16 protein-coding genes are annotated in these 17864 nt (G+C 42.0%); 1 reads left to right on the top strand and 15 read right to left on the bottom strand.

Features of this window, described 5'->3' with window-relative positions:
* Positions 1–86 precede the first annotated feature (86 nt).
* From DUK53_RS01685 to DUK53_RS01755, 15 genes are all read right to left on the bottom strand, one after another.
* Positions 87–443: a YlbF/YmcA family competence regulator gene (locus DUK53_RS01685; RefSeq protein WP_036131175.1), complete on the bottom strand. Its 357-nt coding sequence runs from the start codon at positions 441–443 to the stop codon at positions 87–89.
* 19 nt (positions 444–462) lie between these two features.
* Positions 463–1263: a TIGR00282 family metallophosphoesterase gene (locus DUK53_RS01690; protein ID WP_036094042.1), complete on the bottom strand. Its 801-nt coding sequence runs from the start codon at positions 1261–1263 to the stop codon at positions 463–465.
* A gap of 63 nt (positions 1264–1326) precedes the next feature.
* Entirely contained in the window at positions 1327–1824 is a 498-nt protein-coding gene (locus tag DUK53_RS01695) for a GNAT family N-acetyltransferase (protein WP_036094041.1), read from the bottom strand.
* 128 nt (positions 1825–1952) lie between these two features.
* The gene (rny, locus tag DUK53_RS01700; protein ID WP_036094039.1) at positions 1953–3515 is read right to left on the bottom strand and encodes a ribonuclease Y; all 1563 of its coding nucleotides are present in this window, start codon (positions 3513–3515) and stop codon (positions 1953–1955) included.
* A gap of 239 nt (positions 3516–3754) precedes the next feature.
* On the bottom strand, positions 3755–4801 hold the full coding sequence (gene recA, locus DUK53_RS01705) for a recombinase RecA (protein WP_036094037.1): 1047 nt from the start codon (positions 4799–4801) through the stop codon (positions 3755–3757).
* Positions 4802–5075: 274 nt separating this feature from the next.
* Entirely contained in the window at positions 5076–6338 is a 1263-nt protein-coding gene (locus DUK53_RS01710; RefSeq protein ID WP_036131172.1) for a competence/damage-inducible protein A, read from the bottom strand.
* Positions 6339–6431: 93 nt separating this feature from the next.
* On the bottom strand, positions 6432–7010 hold the full coding sequence (gene pgsA, locus DUK53_RS01715; RefSeq protein ID WP_036094033.1) for a CDP-diacylglycerol--glycerol-3-phosphate 3-phosphatidyltransferase: 579 nt from the start codon (positions 7008–7010) through the stop codon (positions 6432–6434).
* 120 nt (positions 7011–7130) lie between these two features.
* Positions 7131–8096 carry a helix-turn-helix domain-containing protein gene (locus tag DUK53_RS01720; protein WP_036131169.1) on the bottom strand — a complete coding sequence of 322 codons (966 nt, stop codon included), beginning with the start codon at positions 8094–8096 and terminating at the stop codon, positions 7131–7133.
* Between the two features lie 34 nt (positions 8097–8130).
* Positions 8131–8865, bottom strand: a complete 735-nt coding sequence (gene ymfI / locus DUK53_RS01725; RefSeq protein WP_036131166.1) for an elongation factor P 5-aminopentanone reductase — start codon at positions 8863–8865, stop codon at positions 8131–8133.
* Between the two features lie 158 nt (positions 8866–9023).
* Positions 9024–10307, bottom strand: coding sequence for an EF-P 5-aminopentanol modification-associated protein YfmH (yfmH, locus tag DUK53_RS01730; protein WP_124892540.1), 1284 nt, complete (start codon positions 10305–10307; stop codon positions 9024–9026).
* Positions 10300–11583, bottom strand: a complete 1284-nt coding sequence (gene yfmF / locus DUK53_RS01735) for an EF-P 5-aminopentanol modification-associated protein YfmF (protein WP_036131161.1) — start codon at positions 11581–11583, stop codon at positions 10300–10302. Before yfmF ends, yfmH begins: the two co-directional genes overlap by 8 nt.
* Before the next feature lie 123 nt (positions 11584–11706).
* A complete protein-coding gene (locus tag DUK53_RS01740; RefSeq protein ID WP_036094025.1) occupies positions 11707–12657 on the bottom strand; it encodes an ABC transporter permease in 951 nt (316 codons plus the stop codon).
* Positions 12654–13706, bottom strand: a complete 1053-nt coding sequence (locus DUK53_RS01745) for an ABC transporter permease (RefSeq protein ID WP_036131158.1) — start codon at positions 13704–13706, stop codon at positions 12654–12656. Before DUK53_RS01745 ends, DUK53_RS01740 begins: the two co-directional genes overlap by 4 nt.
* Positions 13699–15234 (bottom strand): ABC transporter ATP-binding protein, encoded by a 1536-nt coding sequence (locus DUK53_RS01750; RefSeq protein ID WP_036094021.1) that lies wholly within the window; start codon positions 15232–15234, stop codon positions 13699–13701. Before DUK53_RS01750 ends, DUK53_RS01745 begins: the two co-directional genes overlap by 8 nt.
* A gap of 383 nt (positions 15235–15617) precedes the next feature.
* Positions 15618–16685, bottom strand: a complete 1068-nt coding sequence (locus tag DUK53_RS01755) for a BMP family lipoprotein (protein ID WP_036131155.1) — start codon at positions 16683–16685, stop codon at positions 15618–15620.
* 308 nt (positions 16686–16993) lie between these two features.
* On the opposite strand from DUK53_RS01755, the gene proG reads away from it, so the two are divergent.
* Positions 16994–17836: a pyrroline-5-carboxylate reductase ProG gene (gene proG / locus DUK53_RS01760; protein ID WP_036094017.1), complete on the top strand. Its 843-nt coding sequence runs from the start codon at positions 16994–16996 to the stop codon at positions 17834–17836.
* Positions 17837–17864: the final 28 nt, after the last annotated feature.

A 17864-nucleotide genomic window follows, 5' to 3' on the forward strand; every position in this document is an offset into this window, starting at 1 on the left:
CATAAGCAAGCCAAATCATGAAGAAAAGACAAGTTTTGAATAGAAAGAAACGATGCAGTAACGTAAGCACCGCATCGTTCTCATCCTTATTTTTGCAGTTGTGACGTGACCTTGTAGCTGATTTCGTGTGTGATGGCTTGCAATAAATCATTCGCTTCTTCTTGAGAACGTCTGAATTCCTGCACAATCGGTAAATGGTCGATTTCAGCTGTCAACGCATCGATGCCATCTTCGGTTTGCTTCACCGCTCCGAATTTTTGATAATGCTCTAAATTGACCGCTTCCTTCTGCAGTTTCTTGATGTCTCCCACTTTGGCAGCCACTTTTTGATTCGTATTAATTTTCGCTTCTGCCGCACGATAAAATTTGACAGCCTCCGTAGCTTGGAGCGCCGATTTCAACGCCTGCGCTTTGGCGATTATTTCTTCTTTTTGGTAGGTCAACGTGTGACACCTCCTTTGATCAAAGCGTAAACGGATGATCCTCGTTTATCAAAATCCGTTCAATTTTAGTAGCCTGTCCAGTCGTATCGTTAATACTAATCATACATCCCGACAAAACAGCGCGCCCAGTCTTAGGCACTTCAAAACGAGAAGGCATCGCAGTCAAGAATCGACGCAAGCTCGCCTCTTTATCCATGCCCAAAATGCCGTCATAAGGTCCAGTCATACCAACATCTGTTAAATACGCCGTTCCCTGTGGCAAAATCCGATTATCCGACGTCTGCACGTGCGTATGCGTCCCAACAATCGCTGTCACGCGACCATCCACGTACCAGCCCATCGCTTGCTTCTCACTCGTCGTCTCCGCATGAAAATCCACGAAAATGATATTCGTTCGTTTCGAGGCTTCCTCAATTAATTCGTCCATTTTGCGGAACGGATCATCCAAATCTGACATAAAGACACGACCCTGCATATTAATTACCGCAACTTCCAACTGGTTGCTTTTTATAAAAACAAGTCCAGTACCCGGCGTCGTCTCCTCCGGGAAATTCGCAGGTCGCACCAAATATTTCGCGTTATCGATAAATTCAAAAATATCGCGATTATCCCAAGCATGATTACCAAGCGTCACCGCATTAGCACCCTGCTCTAAAAACTGTTTGTAAATCTTCTCCGTAATGCCACGTCCAGCAGCGGCGTTCTCCCCATTGATTACCGTAACAGTCGGACGATACGCTTTCTTTAGTTGCGGCAAATATTCGGTAATCATATCACGACCGATAGAACCCACAACATCCCCGATAAATAATAATTCCATATGCTAATTCCTCACTCTCTATATGTAACCTATTATACCCCGAAACGCGTCAAAATGCCCGTCCTATTTTCCGACGACATCACTTCTGCGCTCCAATAATGCCACATCTCGAAAAACACCGTCCATCTCGCCCAATTTTTCATGAATGCAAAGCGTTTTAAATCCGAATTTTCTATGTAAAGCAATACTCGCCGTATTTTCAGGGAAGATCAAGGATTGTAGCGTCCAAAAACCAGCCTCTTCGCTCTTGCTAACGATATGAGCCATAAGCGCCGTCCCAATTCCTTTTCCAGCCGTTGCCGGATCGATATAAATACTCAGTTCCGCAACCCCGCGGTAAGAAGGCATGCCGGAAAATGGCAGTAATGCAGCCCATCCAATTACAACTCCATCCTCCATCACCACAAAACGACAAACATCCAGATACTTCTGATCCCAAGCCTCAAATGTCGGCACCTCTTTTTGAAACGTCGCATTTCGTCCATCAATTCCCGTCTGATAAATACGAGCCACATCCGAATAATTCTCTTTTTTAAAATTTCTGATTTCCCATTTTTGCATGCTATCAAACTCCCATCTTAGATTACTGCATATTATAGCTTTGTTTTTCGGCATCGCGCAAGGAAATTGCTTGCCTGTATACAGCAAAACACGCAGCTTCCGATGTGGGAACTGCGTGTTTTATGTGATTACTTCGCGTACTCTACAGCACGCGTCTCACGGATAACAGTCACTTTGATATGACCAGGGTATTCGAGTTCTTCTTCAATCCGTTTCCTAATGTCTCGTGCTAAGCGGTAAGAAGCTAAATCATCGATAGAATCAGGCTCTACGATAATACGAACTTCGCGTCCAGCTTGAATGGCGTAAGATTTCTCTACACCTTCATAAGACTCGGAAATCTCTTCTAATTTCTCTAGGCGGCGAATGTAGTTCTCCAATGTTTCACTACGAGCACCGGGTCTTGCGGCTGATAGGGCATCTGCGGCTGCTACTAGGACAGCGATAACAGATGTTGCCTCTGTGTCTCCATGGTGGGAAGCGATACTATTAATAACAATATCATTTTCCTTGTATTTCGTAGCAAGTTCGACACCAATTTCGACATGACTTCCTTCAATTTCATGATCGATTGCTTTACCGATATCATGAAGGAGTCCAGCACGCTTAGCCATCGTTACATCTTCACCAAGCTCACTGGCCAAAATTCCAGCCAATTTCGCCACTTCTAACGAGTGATTCAAGACGTTTTGCCCGTAACTTGTACGGTAACGCAAGCGACCAAGAATCTTGATTAGATCTGGGTGTATTGAATGAATGCCAACTTCGAATGTTGCTTGTTCTCCAACTTCACGAATATGTTCGTCCACCTCTTTACGAGCTTTATCGACCATTTCTTCAATCCGTGCTGGGTGAATTCGTCCATCTTGTACGAGTTTCTCCAAAGCGATTCGCGCGATTTCACGACGAACAGGATCAAATCCGGAAAGGATAACTGCTTCTGGTGTATCATCAATAATTAAATCGATACCAGTGAGCGTTTCCAGTGTACGAATATTACGGCCTTCACGACCAATAATTCGACCTTTCATCTCATCATTCGGTAGAGTTACAACGCTTACTGTCGTTTCAGCAACATGATCCGCTGCGGAGCGTTGTATTGCTAGAGAAAGAATGTTTTTCGCTTTCTTATCTGCTTCTTCCTTCGCACGAGTTTCAGATTCCTTCACCATCACTGCTGTATCGTGTGTTAGTTCCTCTTCTACTTGGCTCAAGATAACGTTCTTCGCCTCATCCTTGGTAAGGGCAGATATTCTTTCTAACTCTACTTGTTGTTTTTGAGTCATCTCTTCCACTTTGCTTTCTTTTTCTTCAATTTGTTGTTGACGTTTACTGATACTCTCCTCTTTTCTTTCAAGAGTTGCTTCCCTTTTACTTAAAGAAGTATCTTTTCTGTCGAGGTTTTCCTCCCTTTGCAATAAGCGATTTTCTGATTTTTGTAATTCCCCTCTTCGCCCACGAAGTTCATTTTCGATTTCAGTACGTAACTTATGATTCTCTTCTTTGCCTTCAAGTAATGCTTCTTTCTTCAAGGTTTCTGCTTCTTTTTTAGCGTCTTCCGTGATTAATTCAGCTGTTCCTCTAGCAGCGGCAAGTTTCCGCTCAGAGCTTGATTTATAAATTAGAGAACCAACAACCAGACCGACGATCAAGAAAAGCAAGCTGGAGATGATTGTGATTACGAGTTCCATCCTTACACCTCCTTTGCTATTCAATTCTTTTTAATGGTTATGTCGGTTGTCAGAAATATTCCTGACACGCGTGTATTTTTTCATTTTTAAATGTAAAATATACAATCTAATTCTATCTGTCAATCCATGTATTGTCAAGGAAAGCGCAAAGATGTAAACGGAATCAAAAAAAACCCTATAAAAAAAGGATTTTATAGCTTAGAAATAAAGAGAAGCCACCCAATTGGGCGGCTTATGGATTAATCTTCATCAAGTAAATTGATTTCTTCTGGCAATGCTTCTTCTGCTAAATTAGGTTTCACATCGATTTCATATTCTTGACGCACGCGTTTTGAGATTTCATCGCGAATTTCTGGATGCTCTTTCAAGTATTGTTTCGCATTCTCGCGACCTTGGCCAATACGCTCTTCGTTATAAGAATACCATGAACCACTCTTATTGATAACGTCAATTTCAGAGGCCATATCAACGAGTTCACCTTCACGTGAAATACCGAAGCCGTACATAACGTCTACTTCAGCGACACGGAATGGTGGTGCTACTTTGTTTTTCACGACTTTGATTTTTGTTTTGTTACCGATAACGTCCGTACCTTGTTTTAGTTGTTCTGCACGTCTTACTTCTAAACGAACAGTAGAGTAGAATTTAAGGGCACGTCCACCTGGAGTTATTTCAGGGTTACCGAACATAACGCCTACTTTTTCACGAATTTGGTTGATGAAAATCGCGATTGTTTTGGATTTGTTGATTGCACCGGATAGTTTACGCAAGGCTTGGGACATAAGACGCGCTTGTAAGCCGACATGTGAATCTCCCATTTCGCCTTCGATTTCCGCACGTGGTACGAGTGCGGCTACGGAGTCAATAACTAAAATATCGACAGCGCCACTACGAACCAACGCTTCAGCGATTTCTAATGCTTGTTCCCCTGTATCTGGTTGTGATAGCAATAATTCATCAATATTAACGCCTAGATTCTTCGCATATGCTGGATCTAATGCATGCTCAGCATCGATAAATGCCGCTGTTCCGCCCTGCGCTTGTACTTCTGCAATAGCGTGTAAAGCAACGGTTGTTTTACCTGAACTCTCTGGTCCGTATACTTCGATGATTCTTCCTCGTGGATAACCACCGACTCCAAGTGCGATATCGAGAGCTAAAGAGCCACTTGATATCGTAGAAATATTATGATCTGATTGTTCCCCTAACTTCATAATGGAACCTTTACCAAATTGCTTCTCGATTTGTTTTAACGCCTGATCTAAGGCCGCTTGACGATCACTCACATTATTGCCTCCTAGTCTTTATATATATCTAATTTCATGTAAAAACATTGCATACCACACATTATTTAGCGGTTGTTTTTACTGCCTATAGATACTATACCTTATTTTTTGAAGATATACAAGTAAAAAGCGAATATTTGTTCGTATTTTTTCTGTGCGCGCTATTTTTCTCTCTACACGGTAGCATTCGCTTCCTGACTGTGCCTTTATTATAGCCGTTTTGCAAGCATTCGTCTAACCTTTTTTTACGGCTGATTGTGTTGATTTTCACCCCTTATTTCTCTTTTTTATCGGATTTCTCGTCCAAAAAAGCTTTAATCAGCGCAAAACCTTCTTTTACAGCTCGACGACGATTATAATTACGATCGCGATTGAAGGTGTAACGATAGGCTAATGTAGGATTACCAACAACGCTAAGGCCAATCCATACGGTTCCAACAGGATTTCCTTCTAGCTCTTCGGGACCTGCAACACCCGTGAAGCTGATGCCCATATCTGTTTTGCATAGTTTACGAATATTATCTGCCATTTCTATCGCGCAAGCTTGGCTGACAACGCCTTCTTTTTCAATCGTTTCCTTGGAGACGTGCAGTAATTCGTGCTTCGTTTCAGCACTATATGTTACCATGCCGCCTTTGAAGATTTTAGAGATGCCTGTTGTGCCACCGAGTTCTGCTTGAAATAAACCGGCTGTGAGGCTCTCTGCTGCCGAAATAGTCATGTTGGCTTCCATGAGTTGCTGGATGACCAAATCGACGAGTGTGACGTCTCCTGAGCCGTATATGTAAGCCCCGTCTCGCTTAATGATCTCTTCTTCTGTCTCGGCAATCAACCGCAATGCTTCTTCTCTTGTTGTCGCAGAAGCAGTAAGTCGGATAACCACTTCATTTTCCCCCGCATAGGTTGCGATTGTAGGGTTTGTCTGTGTTGCAATCATATCTTTCAAATCATCTGCTAATTTCGATTCGCCAATGCCGAAAAAACGTATTATTTTAGATTCTAGTATAATTTCGCGCTCACTATTTTTTAGTAGCAGTGGTTTGGCATATTTCGTAAACATGGGTTGCATTTCTGATGGCGGGCCAGGAAGTAAGATATAGGTATGAGCCTTTTCTTCTAGGAACATGCCAGCCGCAAAGCCGAAATCATTGGATAAAACGTATGATCCCTCAATGATTTCTGCTTGGCGTTTGTTATTTTCGGACATCTTGTCTTTTCTAGCCGCGAAAAAATGCTCTATTTTTGTCAGATGCTCGTTGTCATAAATGATCCCTTTTGTCAGGTATCCAGCTAGAACTTGTTTGGTAATATCGTCTTCTGTAGGTCCTAATCCACCTGAAAAAATTAAGATATCGCTGCGTTTCTCGGCAATTTCGATTACTTTTTTCAATCGTTCGGGGTTATCGCCTACGACGGTATGATGATATACATAAACGCCACATTCGGCAAGCTCTTTTGATATAAAGGCAGCATTGGAATTCACGATTTGTCCTAATAATAGTTCGGTTCCTACTGCAATAATTTCTGCACTACGCATAAAAACACGCCCTTTCTACTTTTATATATTACAACTTCTTACCTCAAAGACAAGAAAAACGACCTACCAATAGCGATAAGTCGTTTTTTGAAATTACATCGAACCTTTGAAGATATTCCGGTTTTTGTAAAAATAATCCCAGCCTGACCAAACCGTGAAGAAGGCACAAACATATAGGAAGACAAGATCGATACGAATACCGGTCCATTCGAATGGCCAGTTGTGAAGTAGTAATAGCGGAATGGCGATCATTTGTGTAAATGTCTTGATTTTTCCTAGTTGTCCAGCTGCCATGACCTCGCCACCTTCCACAAGGAGTAACCGCAAACCAGTTACTGCAAACTCGCGGCTGATAATAATAATGATAACCCAAGATGGCGCAATATGTTGTTCTACTAGAATGATAAAGGCTGCAGCGACAAGCAATTTGTCAGCTAACGGATCGGCAAATTTTCCGAAGTTGGTGATTAAGTTATACTTTCGCGCCAAATGACCGTCAAACCAGTCTGTTAATGCAGCTACAATAAAAATAATAGCTGCTATGATGTTGGATACAGGAATGGTGGAATCAAGCCACGTCACAGTTCCAAGACCTAGTGGTGCCACACATAATACAACAAAAATTGGTATCAAAATGATGCGGGCCACCGTTATTTTATTAGGTAAATTCATCTTTTTTCATCCCCTCTTAAATTAAAGATATGTAATAACGCAGCGTGGCAATAAATGCTTATTTTCATGCTTGATGCAAGATAAGTAAGCATTTACGGCCACGCTGTCCTAAAAAATCTGTTATTCCGCGTTACTGTCTGAACTAGTGCTAGTATCAGAAGAATCGGAAGTGGTTCCAGTATCTGTACTTTCAGCCAGATTAATCGTTAATTTTTGCGTAATGGAATCTTTCGCTAATTCCGCCGCTTGATCATTGATTTTCATTGTTACTGGTGTGGCATTTCCGACTGTTATTTTGGCAGATTTACTGCTTGCCAAATCGAATGTTTTCGTCTCACCGTCTGCGATAATACCGCCAAAGATACTTGAACCAGCGTCGTCAGTTACTTGAATCCAACTTTCGCCACCGGATAAGGTGAATGTCACAGAAAGCTTGTCCGCGTTAGATACAGTGTATGTGGTTGCATTTCCAGACGTTTCGGTTTTGATCTCTGTTTTCTTTGGTTCGTCTTTTTTCTCAGTAGTTGTATCTTTTTTAGTATCTTCTTTTTTCGTTGTGGTATCTTTCTTGGTGTCGGAATCGCTCTTCGTTCCATCATCTACCTTGATTGTGGAATCCCCAGTGCTCGTATTGTTTACTTCGTTGCCTGATCCGCCAGCATTGTAGAAGGCGAAATACCAAATTACGAAGCCGATAACGACGATGAATAGGGCAATCAGAATTTTTGGAACGAGTCCGAATACGGAATGTGTTGTATGTGGGTTATCGTTGCCTGGTTGGCTTGCGGCCAGTGGGGCACGACGTTGCTGTGCACGTGTTATTTGCTCGTTTACAACGGCTTCTTGACTCGTAGCTGGAACTTCATTTTCAAATTCTTGAAAGAGTTCTTCGCTGTTTAAATCAACGGCCTCTGCATACTGCTTAATGAACGCGCGTGCATAGAATTTACCTGGCATTACAGCATAGTTGCCTTCTTCAATTGCGACAAGATAGCGCTTTTGAATCTTTGTTATTTGTTGTAGATCATCAAGACTGAGACCTTTTGTTCGCCTTGCATTTTTGAGTTTCTCACCTAGTTCGGTCAATTTTAAACACCTACCATTACATAAAATCTTTTTCTTACCTCATAAACCAGCCACCATCAAGACGCATCGTTTGTCCAGTCATATAACTTGCGCGATCGCTTGCTAAAAAAGCGACCACTTCCCCAACCTCACTCGGTTTTGCAAATCGGTGCATTGGAATATCCGTTAATAACGCTGTCTTCTCTTCCTCGTCAAAAAGGTGATTCATTTTTGTATCTACCATTCCTGGAGATACTACATTGACAGTCGTGCCTGATGCGGCTATCTCTTGAGCTAGCGCTTTACAAAAAGCAATCTGCGCCCCTTTTACAGCCGAATAAGCCACTTCCATCGCAGCCCCAACTTCTCCCCAGATAGAACTAATAAAAATAATTCGTCCAGCGTCACTTCGTTGCAACTTCGGAATCCATTTCTGTAATAACTGCATCGGAAAATGAACATGGATATCCCATAAATTCGTTATTTCCTGATCGGGCATGTCTTGAAATAAGCCGTAATAGCTATTCCCAGCAGCATGAACAAATACATCTAATTGAAAAACGGAATCTTGCAACCGTGATATAGCATCAGAATTAGTAAAATCAGCTTGAATCGGGATAACATCTACACCAAAAAGAACTAACTCTTCTTGTAGCAGCGCAATCGCCTTCTCGTTACGATAATAGTGTAAATATAGGTGAAAACCTTGTTTTGCAAGTGCAATCGCGATTTCTCTTCCTATGTCTCCACTCGCACCAGTAATGAGCGCGTATTTCGTATCTTCTCTCAAAGCCGATTATTCCCTTCTATCCATTTCTTTCATCATAGCATGACTCGCTCCAAAATACCATTTTTTTTACTAAGTTAAAGAAATCTTAAAGAATCTCCGCGCGGAGGTTTAGTGGGAAATCATGTGAAGCAGTTTATCAGGAGTTCAGCGACCTGACTTTACTCCGGCACAATTTGGAACGTCGTGATGCGATCCGCCACATAAATTCGTTTCAAGAAGGTTTCTACATCCGCGACCGTAACGGCTTCAATGGCAGGTAAGATATCGAATAGAGATGCTTCTTCAAAAATATATTGTGAGAATTGGTTCGCGATAAATTCAGGTGAATTCAATGAGCGCAGGAATTGGCCCATTTTTTTGCGTTTTAATAACTCCAAATCGGCTTCATTAAATCCGGTTTCTAGTGCTTTTTCGAAGGTTTCTTTAATTTTGCGTTCTTGTAAATCTGGGTCTTTTGCATCGCCACCGACGAGAACAAATGAGAAGCTGTCTTGTAAACTATAATCAAATCCGAACGTGTCGTCAATAATACCTTGGTCGTATAATTCCAAATAGGCGTCTGATGTCGTGCCAAACATTAATTCCAGCAAGATATCGGCGGTCATTTCGTGTTGTACGGCTTCTTTACCGCGCAATAACCCAATGTCCTCTTTCACTGCTACGAGATTCTTCGCAATTTGAACGGGGAATTTTAATGTTTTTTTAGCAACAGCAACGGATTTCGGTTCCTCTGGGAAATGGCGCTTCACTGGTTTTGCAGGTGCGAACGTCTTTTTCGCTTGGTTGTTGCGAACTTGCTCAATCGCTTGCTCGGGGTCTACGTTACCAACGATGAACAGAATCATGTTACTTGGATGGTAGAACGTGTTGTAGCAAAGATATAGCAGGTCTTTGTCGATTTCTGCAATCGATTCGACGGTACCTGCGATATCTATTTTCACTGGATGGTGATGGTACATGTTTTCAATCGCTCCAAAATAAACGCGGAAATCAGCGTCATCATCGTACATCTGGATTTCTTGCCCGATAATGCCTTTTTCTTTTTCAACGGTTTCTTCTGTAAAATAAGGTTCTTGCACGAAATCGACAAGCGTTTCTAGGTTCTCTTCCACATTCGATGTGCTTGAGAATAGGTACGCCGTCCGTGTGAATGACGTGAAAGCGTTCGTAAAGGCGCCTTTTTCACCGAATTTGAAGAACACATCGCCATCTTCTTTTTCGAAAAGTTTATGTTCTAAGAAATGCGCGATGCCGTCTGGAACGCGGGTGAATGCTTCTTGGCCTAGTGGCACGAATTCATTGTCAATCGAACCATAATTCGTCGTGAAAATCGCGAAAGTCTTGCTAAAACCGTGTTTTGGCAGAACGTATACTTGCAAACCATTATCTAGCGTTTCATAATAAACGGCTTCTTTTAATTGATCGTAGCTTTTTTTATTCATTTGAATCGGCTCCTTTGCTTAGGAAATAGATCGTGTCGAGTTCAAACGATTCTGCGGCAGCAACTACTTCTTCTTTTGTGACCTCGGAAATACGTTTTAACCAATTTGTTAAGCCAAGATTAGCTTTTTTCAAAGTATTATTATAGGCAAGTTCAATCAGACCTTGCGCCTGGTCATTCGCTTCTAGCAGTTGATTCGACAGCATCGCTTTGGTTTGAGATAGCTCTTCTTCCGTAAAATCACCGGCTTGCATCGCTGCGACCTGTTCTTTAATGATTGTCAGCGCTTGATCATAATTCTTCTCATCGATACCTGCAGAAATCAGCATGAAACCGTGGAACGAGTCGATTCGGCTACTCGCGTAATACGCCAAACTCGCTTTTTCGCGGACGTTAATAAAAATTTTCGAGTTAGCAAAACCGCCGAGTAAACCATTGGCAAGCTGTAATGGCACGTAGGCATCTTCGCCAAACAAAATATTCGTGCGATATCCAAGGACAAGTTTTCCTTGATTGATCGGTTGATTTTCTTTCACGGTGTTGACGCTTTGAGGGTGAATCGGCGCTATAACGTCCAAATCACGGTACTCCCGGTTCGCAAAAGGGAGCCCTTTAACAAGCGGAATAACGTCCTCTTTCTGCACATCGCCACAAATGAATAAATCAATTGTATCTTCGGCTAAAAATTGTTGATAATAATCATATAAATCGGCACTTGTGATATTCGGAATGTCTTCCAATACGCCAGCCGCGCCGTATTTATAATTCTCATCGGCGAACATGATCTCGGTTAAGCGTTTGTTTGCATACCGAATTTTATCATCGTACACACTTTCCAAGCGTTGCGCCAAATTCTCTTTTTCACGGGCAACGGTTGCATCATGGAAGCTACCATCTGTCACATTAGGATTGAAAATAATCTCTTGAAGCAGCGTGAAAGCCTCTTGAAGTAACGTATCCCCGTTAGGCACGAATTGTCCGTCAACCATGTCAAGAACAGCTGTAATAATGTGCTCGTTTCCTTTTTTATCTACGGATGCATAAAAATTAGCCCCATACAAGCTCGCTAATTCTTTACGGAACGCCGTTTGTGTCGGATATTTCTTCGTATTTGTCTCAATTAACGCGGCGATTAATGCGCGCTTCGTTGTCGTAGCACGATCGAGTGGTGCTCTGAATTTAAATACAATTTTATTGGATTTATATTTGTCAGAAGGAATAAGCGTTAACTGAATGGCGCCAACTTGTTCTTTATATTCCTGTTTTTGAGTTGTCATTAAAAAATCCCTCCTTATTTGGCTAAGCACTGTTTATTGTACCTTATTATTCCTCGCTAAACAAATGCTATCGACTGAAAAACACCCAATTTCGCGAATACTGGCGAAATTGGGTGCAACTTGTTATTTTCCTTTGATATAGTTCACGCCATCTGCTTTAGGTGCTTCGGATTTACCGATAAGACCCACAAGAGCAAGAATCGTTAAGACGTAAGGCGCGACTTGCAAGTAGACGTCTGGAATGCCACTGAAGAATGGCAGTTGTCCACTGATGATGCTCAGACACTGCGCAAATCCGAAGAAAATCGCGGCTCCCATAGCACCAAGCGGGTTCCATTTACCAAAAATCATCGCAGCTAAGGCCATATAACCTTGCCCAGAAATCGTCGCATGACCGAAATCAAGCGTAAAGGATTGGGCATAAACCGCGCCACCGAGTCCGCCTAGAATACCGGAAATGATGACACCTTGGTATCTCATCCAACGAACTTTGATTCCCATTGTGTCTGCTGCTAGTGGATGTTCCCCAACAGAGCGAAGACGCAAGCCAAATCTTGTTTTATAGATGACGAACCAGGATATAATCGCCACTACAATCGCGACGTAACTCATGACTGGGACGTTTTTGAAGAAAATATCGCCAATCACTGGAATATCTTTTAGAACTGGAATATCTGGTTTTCCGAAGTAATGCTTAATTTGATCGGTTTGTCCTTTATCGTAAATAACTTTGACAAGGAACAAGGAAATACCGAGTGCTAAAAAGTTAATCGCGACACCACTGATAACGTGATCAGCACGGAAATTAATTGTTGCAACGGCATGTACGAGCGAGAAAACACCGCCGACAAACATCCCTGCTAAAAGTGCAACCCATGGCGTCCAGTCGCCGAAAACATCGGCAAACGTTAAGTTAAAGACGATCGATGAAAAGGCACCCATAATCATCATACCTTCGAGACCGATATTGACAACACCGCCTCGTTCCGAGAAAACGCCACCGAGCGCTGTGAAAATGAGTGGTCCAGCCATCAATAATGTACTAGAGACAATAATCGCTAAAGTCGAAATCATTTTGTTTTCGCCCCCTTCGCAAATTTATCCATTGCCCAGCGGATAATATAACTGGATGCAACGAAGAAGATAATAAGCGCGATAACCACGTTTACTAGCTCATTTGGAACTCCAGCGACAGCAGGCATGTTTAGCGATCCTACTTTTAGCGCTCCGAATAGAATGGCGGAGAAGATAATACCAATTGGTGAGTTACCGCCGAGTAAAGCAACGGCAATACCGTCAAATCCAGTACCAGGAGATGTTGGTAAGACATAAGCTGTCCCGTAGTTTCCAAGGCCTTCCATCGCGCCCGCAAGTCCAGCGAGTCCACCTGCGATAATCATCGAGATGACAATTGTTTTCGCGACGCTCATCCCAGCATATTTAGAGGCATTTTGGTTGAACCCGACTGATTTCAGTTCATAACCAAATGTTGTTTTATTGATTACTAGCCACATGATAAGTGCGCAACCAACCGCAATCAAGATTCCCCAGTGAAGTGACGAGTATTGTGTCATTTCTTGTAAAAACGGTGATTGAAGTGAAGCGGATGCAGGAACTTCTTTTGTTTTGTCCATTTGTTTTGTAAGGACATTTTGCACGATATAGTTGAAAATATAAAGCGCCGTATAGTTTAACATAATCGTTACGATAACTTCATTCACTTTTAGCGTGGCTTTTAGAATCCCTGGAATGAACGCCCAGAAAGCACCACAGATGATACCTGCCAAAAGAGCAAGCGGTAAGTGAATCCATTTATCTAAGCCGTCAAATGTTAAACCTACTGCAACGGCACCGATCCACCCCATTAAAAGTTGACCTTCCGCACCGATATTGAACAGTCCAGCTTTGAAAGCGACGGCAATCGATAGACCAACTAAGATGTAAGGCGTTGCTTGACGGATCGTTTCTCCGAGGTAGAAGGAATCGCCGAACGCACCTTGGAAAAGCGCAATGTAAGCGTCGATTGGATTATATCCGAATAATAACATGATAAGGGCACCGAATAGCAAACCGAGAATAACAGCTGTAATCGGGATGACAAGGGCTTGTATTTTCTTAGACATGTGTTTTCTCCCCCGTTTCCGCTTTTGCTGATCCAGCCATAAGAAGACCGAGTTCTTGCTCTGTCGTTTCTTCAGGTTTCACGATAGCTACGATTTTACCTTCATAAATAACGGCAATGCGATCACTTACATTCATGATTTCGTCAAGCTCAAAGGACATTAGTAAAATAGCTTTTCCTTCATCACGTTGCTCGATAAGGCGTCTATGAATAAATTCAATCGCTCCAACGTCAAGTCCACGTGTTGGTTGTGCTGCAATGAGAAAATCAGGATCTCGACTAATTTCACGGGCGATAATCGCTTTTTGTTGATTCCCACCGGAAAGTGCTTTAGCCGCAACGTATTCGCTACTTGTTCGAACGTCGTATTCCTCGATAAGCTTGCGAGCGAAGTCATACATTTCTTTATGGTTGAGGAAGCCTTTGCTTGAAATTGGTTTTTTGTAATAGGTTTGTAAGGCGATATTTTCACCGAGTGACATTTCTAGAACAAGACCATGTTTATGACGATCTTCTGGAATGTGACCGAGGCCTGATTCCGTGATACGACGCGGTTTCTTGTTTTCGATATGTTCGCCTTTTAGTAGAATTGAGCCACTTGTTGTTTTCGTTAGTCCAGAAATAGCTTGGATAAGTTCACTTTGACCGTTGCCGTCTACCCCTGCAATACCAACGATTTCGCCGGCGCGCACCGTGAGATTTAGACCGCGGACGCTTTCCACGCCACGACTTTCTTTCACGACAAGATCTTTCACTTCAAGCACATCTTGACCGGGAGTAGCGGGCGTTTTCTCGGTTGTAAAGACGACTTCACGACCAACCATCAGATTTGCCAGCGCTTGCGGACTCGTTTCAGGAACATTGACAGTCCCCATTCCTTTACCACGGCGAATAACAGTGACGCGATCACAGACATCCATGATTTCTTTTAGTTTATGTGTGATCAGAATAATCGACTTACCCTCCTTGATAAGCGTACGCATAATCGAGATAAGTTCTTTAATTTCTTGCGGTGTCAAAACAGCGGTCGGCTCATCAAAAATCAGAATATCCGCCCCACGATATAACGTTTTTAATATTTCAACACGTTGTTGCATACCAATCGAGATATCACTTATTTTAGCATTTGGATCTACTTTCAAGCCGTAACGATCTGAGATAGCTCGGATTTCTTCGATGGCTTTCTTCTTTTCGATAACACCAAACTTGCTTGGCTCTTTTCCTAGAATAATATTTTCGGCTACAGTAAATTTATCGACAAGCATAAAATGTTGATGCACCATGCCGATTCCGAGGTCATTGGCTTTGTTGGGGCTGTTAATTGCCTCCACGTTTCCATTGACACGAATTTCGCCACCATCTGGTTCATAAAGTCCGAACAAAACATTCATCAGTGTTGATTTCCCAGCACCATTCTCACCTAGCAGCGCGTGAATTTCGCCACGCTTTAGCTGTAAGGTAATGTTATCGTTTGCTACAAACCCAGAAAATTCCTTTCTGATCCCTAACATTTCAATAACATAATCCACTGTCTCACTCCCTTTATAATAGCTAATATCCACTTTTTTACGTGAATGGATTGATTTCTTTTTTGATGTAAACCGTTTTACAAGACGGAGAATCGTATGTAAAAAAGGTCACTCTTTTTCGTGAATAAAGCGAAATATGTAGTCTTCCAAAAAAGTCATCACCTTATTCTATTTCTAAATGCGAAACATTGCAATTCCTTTTTTACAAAAAAGCGTCAAAATAGCCGATATTTTATAAAAATATGCTTTTTGACCTAGGATTAGAGAATATAATCCATCGCTTTATAGGTTGAAACGCTTACAATACGAACGAAAAATAAAAACCGTGCCTAATTATTAATAAAAGCCGGTTCGAGACCGGCTTTTATCCATCGAGTTACGTATCAAGGTTTTTCTGGAACTTTAATGTCACCATCGATGATTTTTTGTTTGTACTCGTCTACTTTAGCAAGTACTTCTTTTGATAGGTTATCTTGGCTTGGAGAAAGACCTACAGCATTTTTGTCAAGGCCGTATTCAATCTTCTCGCCACCTGGGAAGTCGCCTGCTTTTGTGCGTGTTGCTAAATCGTCAACTGCGATATCTACGCGTTTGATTTCAGATGTTAGCGTCACGTTATATTCTTTGCCGTCATTTGCTGTGACAGCACCTTCGTCCCATTGGTCACGGTCAACACCGATTACCCATACAGCACGAGCTGGATCTTTTTTCTTCAAGTTTTTAGCTTCCGCGAACACACCGTTACCTGTTGCACCAGCTGCGTGGAAAATGATATCTACGCCACCGTTATACATACCAGCTGCAATTTGTTGTCCTTTGTCTGCTTTTGCGAAATCGTTCGCGTATTGTACTTTTACTTCTGCTTTCGGGTTCACGGCTTTAACGCCTTCTGTGAATCCAGCTTCAAAACGATCGATAACGGCACCTTTAACGCCGCCAACGAATCCGACTTTGTTAGTTTTTGTCGTTAAACCAGCAACAACACCAACTAGGAATGAACCGTCTTGGTCCGCAAATCCGATACTTACAACATTGTCGCGATCTGTAATCGTGTCATCAACAAGCGCAAATTTGTTTTTTGGTTGTTGTTTAGAGACATCTTCAATAGCGTCTTTTAGTTTGTAGCCAATACCATAGATAAGACTGAAATTATTACGAACGGCTGTGTTTAGGTTTGTTTTGAAATCGGCTTCTGATGCGGATTGCAAGTAGTTATAGCCATTCGTTCCTTTTTCAAGGCCATTAGCTTTACCAAATTTTTGTAAACCTTCCCATGCTGATTGGTTAAATGAACGGTCATCTACCCCACCAGTATCTGTTACCATTGCTACAGTAAAATTATCCTTGTCGCCACTACTCTTCTTGCTGTCATCTGATGATCCACATGCACCAAGCACAACGCCTGTTGCCAATATCATGGATAGTGCTAAAGCAAATGTACGCTTTTTCACCTTAAAACCCCTCCCGAGAGATAAAATAGTAGTTATTAGCATCCCAAGTACGAACGATTAGAAAATATGTATGGTTTAAGTTCCCCTTTTGCTGAATCTAACGGCGTTCCTTGAAAACGGATACTCTAACTCTCTTTAATATACCATGGAATTTCAAATAAATAAATATCGAAGCTCAAAGTAAGTATTCCAAATATATTCTGAATAGTATTTCTTTTCAAAGGATAAAAGGCTTGCAACTGTCACCAAAGATTTGCATAATAGGTATATGCTTGGAAAAAAGGAGCATAATTCTTAGTAGAGACGAGATGATTAGCGTGAAAGTTGGATTTATTGGTTACGGTAGTATGGCGGATTTATTGACGCGTCAGTTTTTAGCACACGCAGAAGTGGCACCTAAAGATTTGATTATTTATACGCGTTCGGAAAATGCGAAATTACAGGAAATTCATGATCTATTCCCGGAAATTACGATTGCGAAGACGAGCTTGGAAGTTTTTGAGCAGGCGGCGCATACCTTTGTTTGTGTGTTACCGCTTGGCGTATTGCCAGTTTTGCTGGAGAATAAAGCAGCTCTTTCTAATGAAAAACATGTGATTTCGATTGCAGCGGGTGTTTCTGTTGAGGATTTAAAACAAGTGACAACGAATGCGCAGTATAGTAAGCTAATCCCTTCTTTGACAACATCGGTCGGTATTGGAACGAGTTTAGTGAATCATGATATGGCCGTTTCTGCTGACAACCAAGCGTGGCTGAATAGTGCATTAGGAACGTTTAGTACAGTGCAAGAGGTTGCGGAAGAAAATATTGATTTGGCGAGCGATTTGACGAGCTCCTCTCCTGGATTTATCGCCGCTATCTTTGAGCAGTTCGTACAAGCGGCTGTTCGCAAGTCGAGTTTGACGGAGCCAGAAGTTTTCCAAATGATTAGTAATTCTTTAGCTGGGACTTCTAAATTGTTGGCGGAACAAGGCTATACGTTTGATTCATTGATTAAACGCGTGGCGACAAAAGGTGGAATTACAGCGGAAGGCGTTGCGTTAAGTGAAGACAAGCTACCTGCTTTTTTCGATGAATTACTACAGCGTACAGAAGCGAAATACGACGATCATCATGCCGAGATAAAAGAACAACTGAAAGAATTATTCTAAAACAATAAAGAGGCGCAGGACCATTTTC

The sequence above is a fragment of the Listeria sp. SHR_NRA_18 genome, assembly GCF_003856515.1.
Classification (GTDB): domain Bacteria; phylum Bacillota; class Bacilli; order Lactobacillales; family Listeriaceae; genus Listeria_A; species Listeria_A newyorkensis.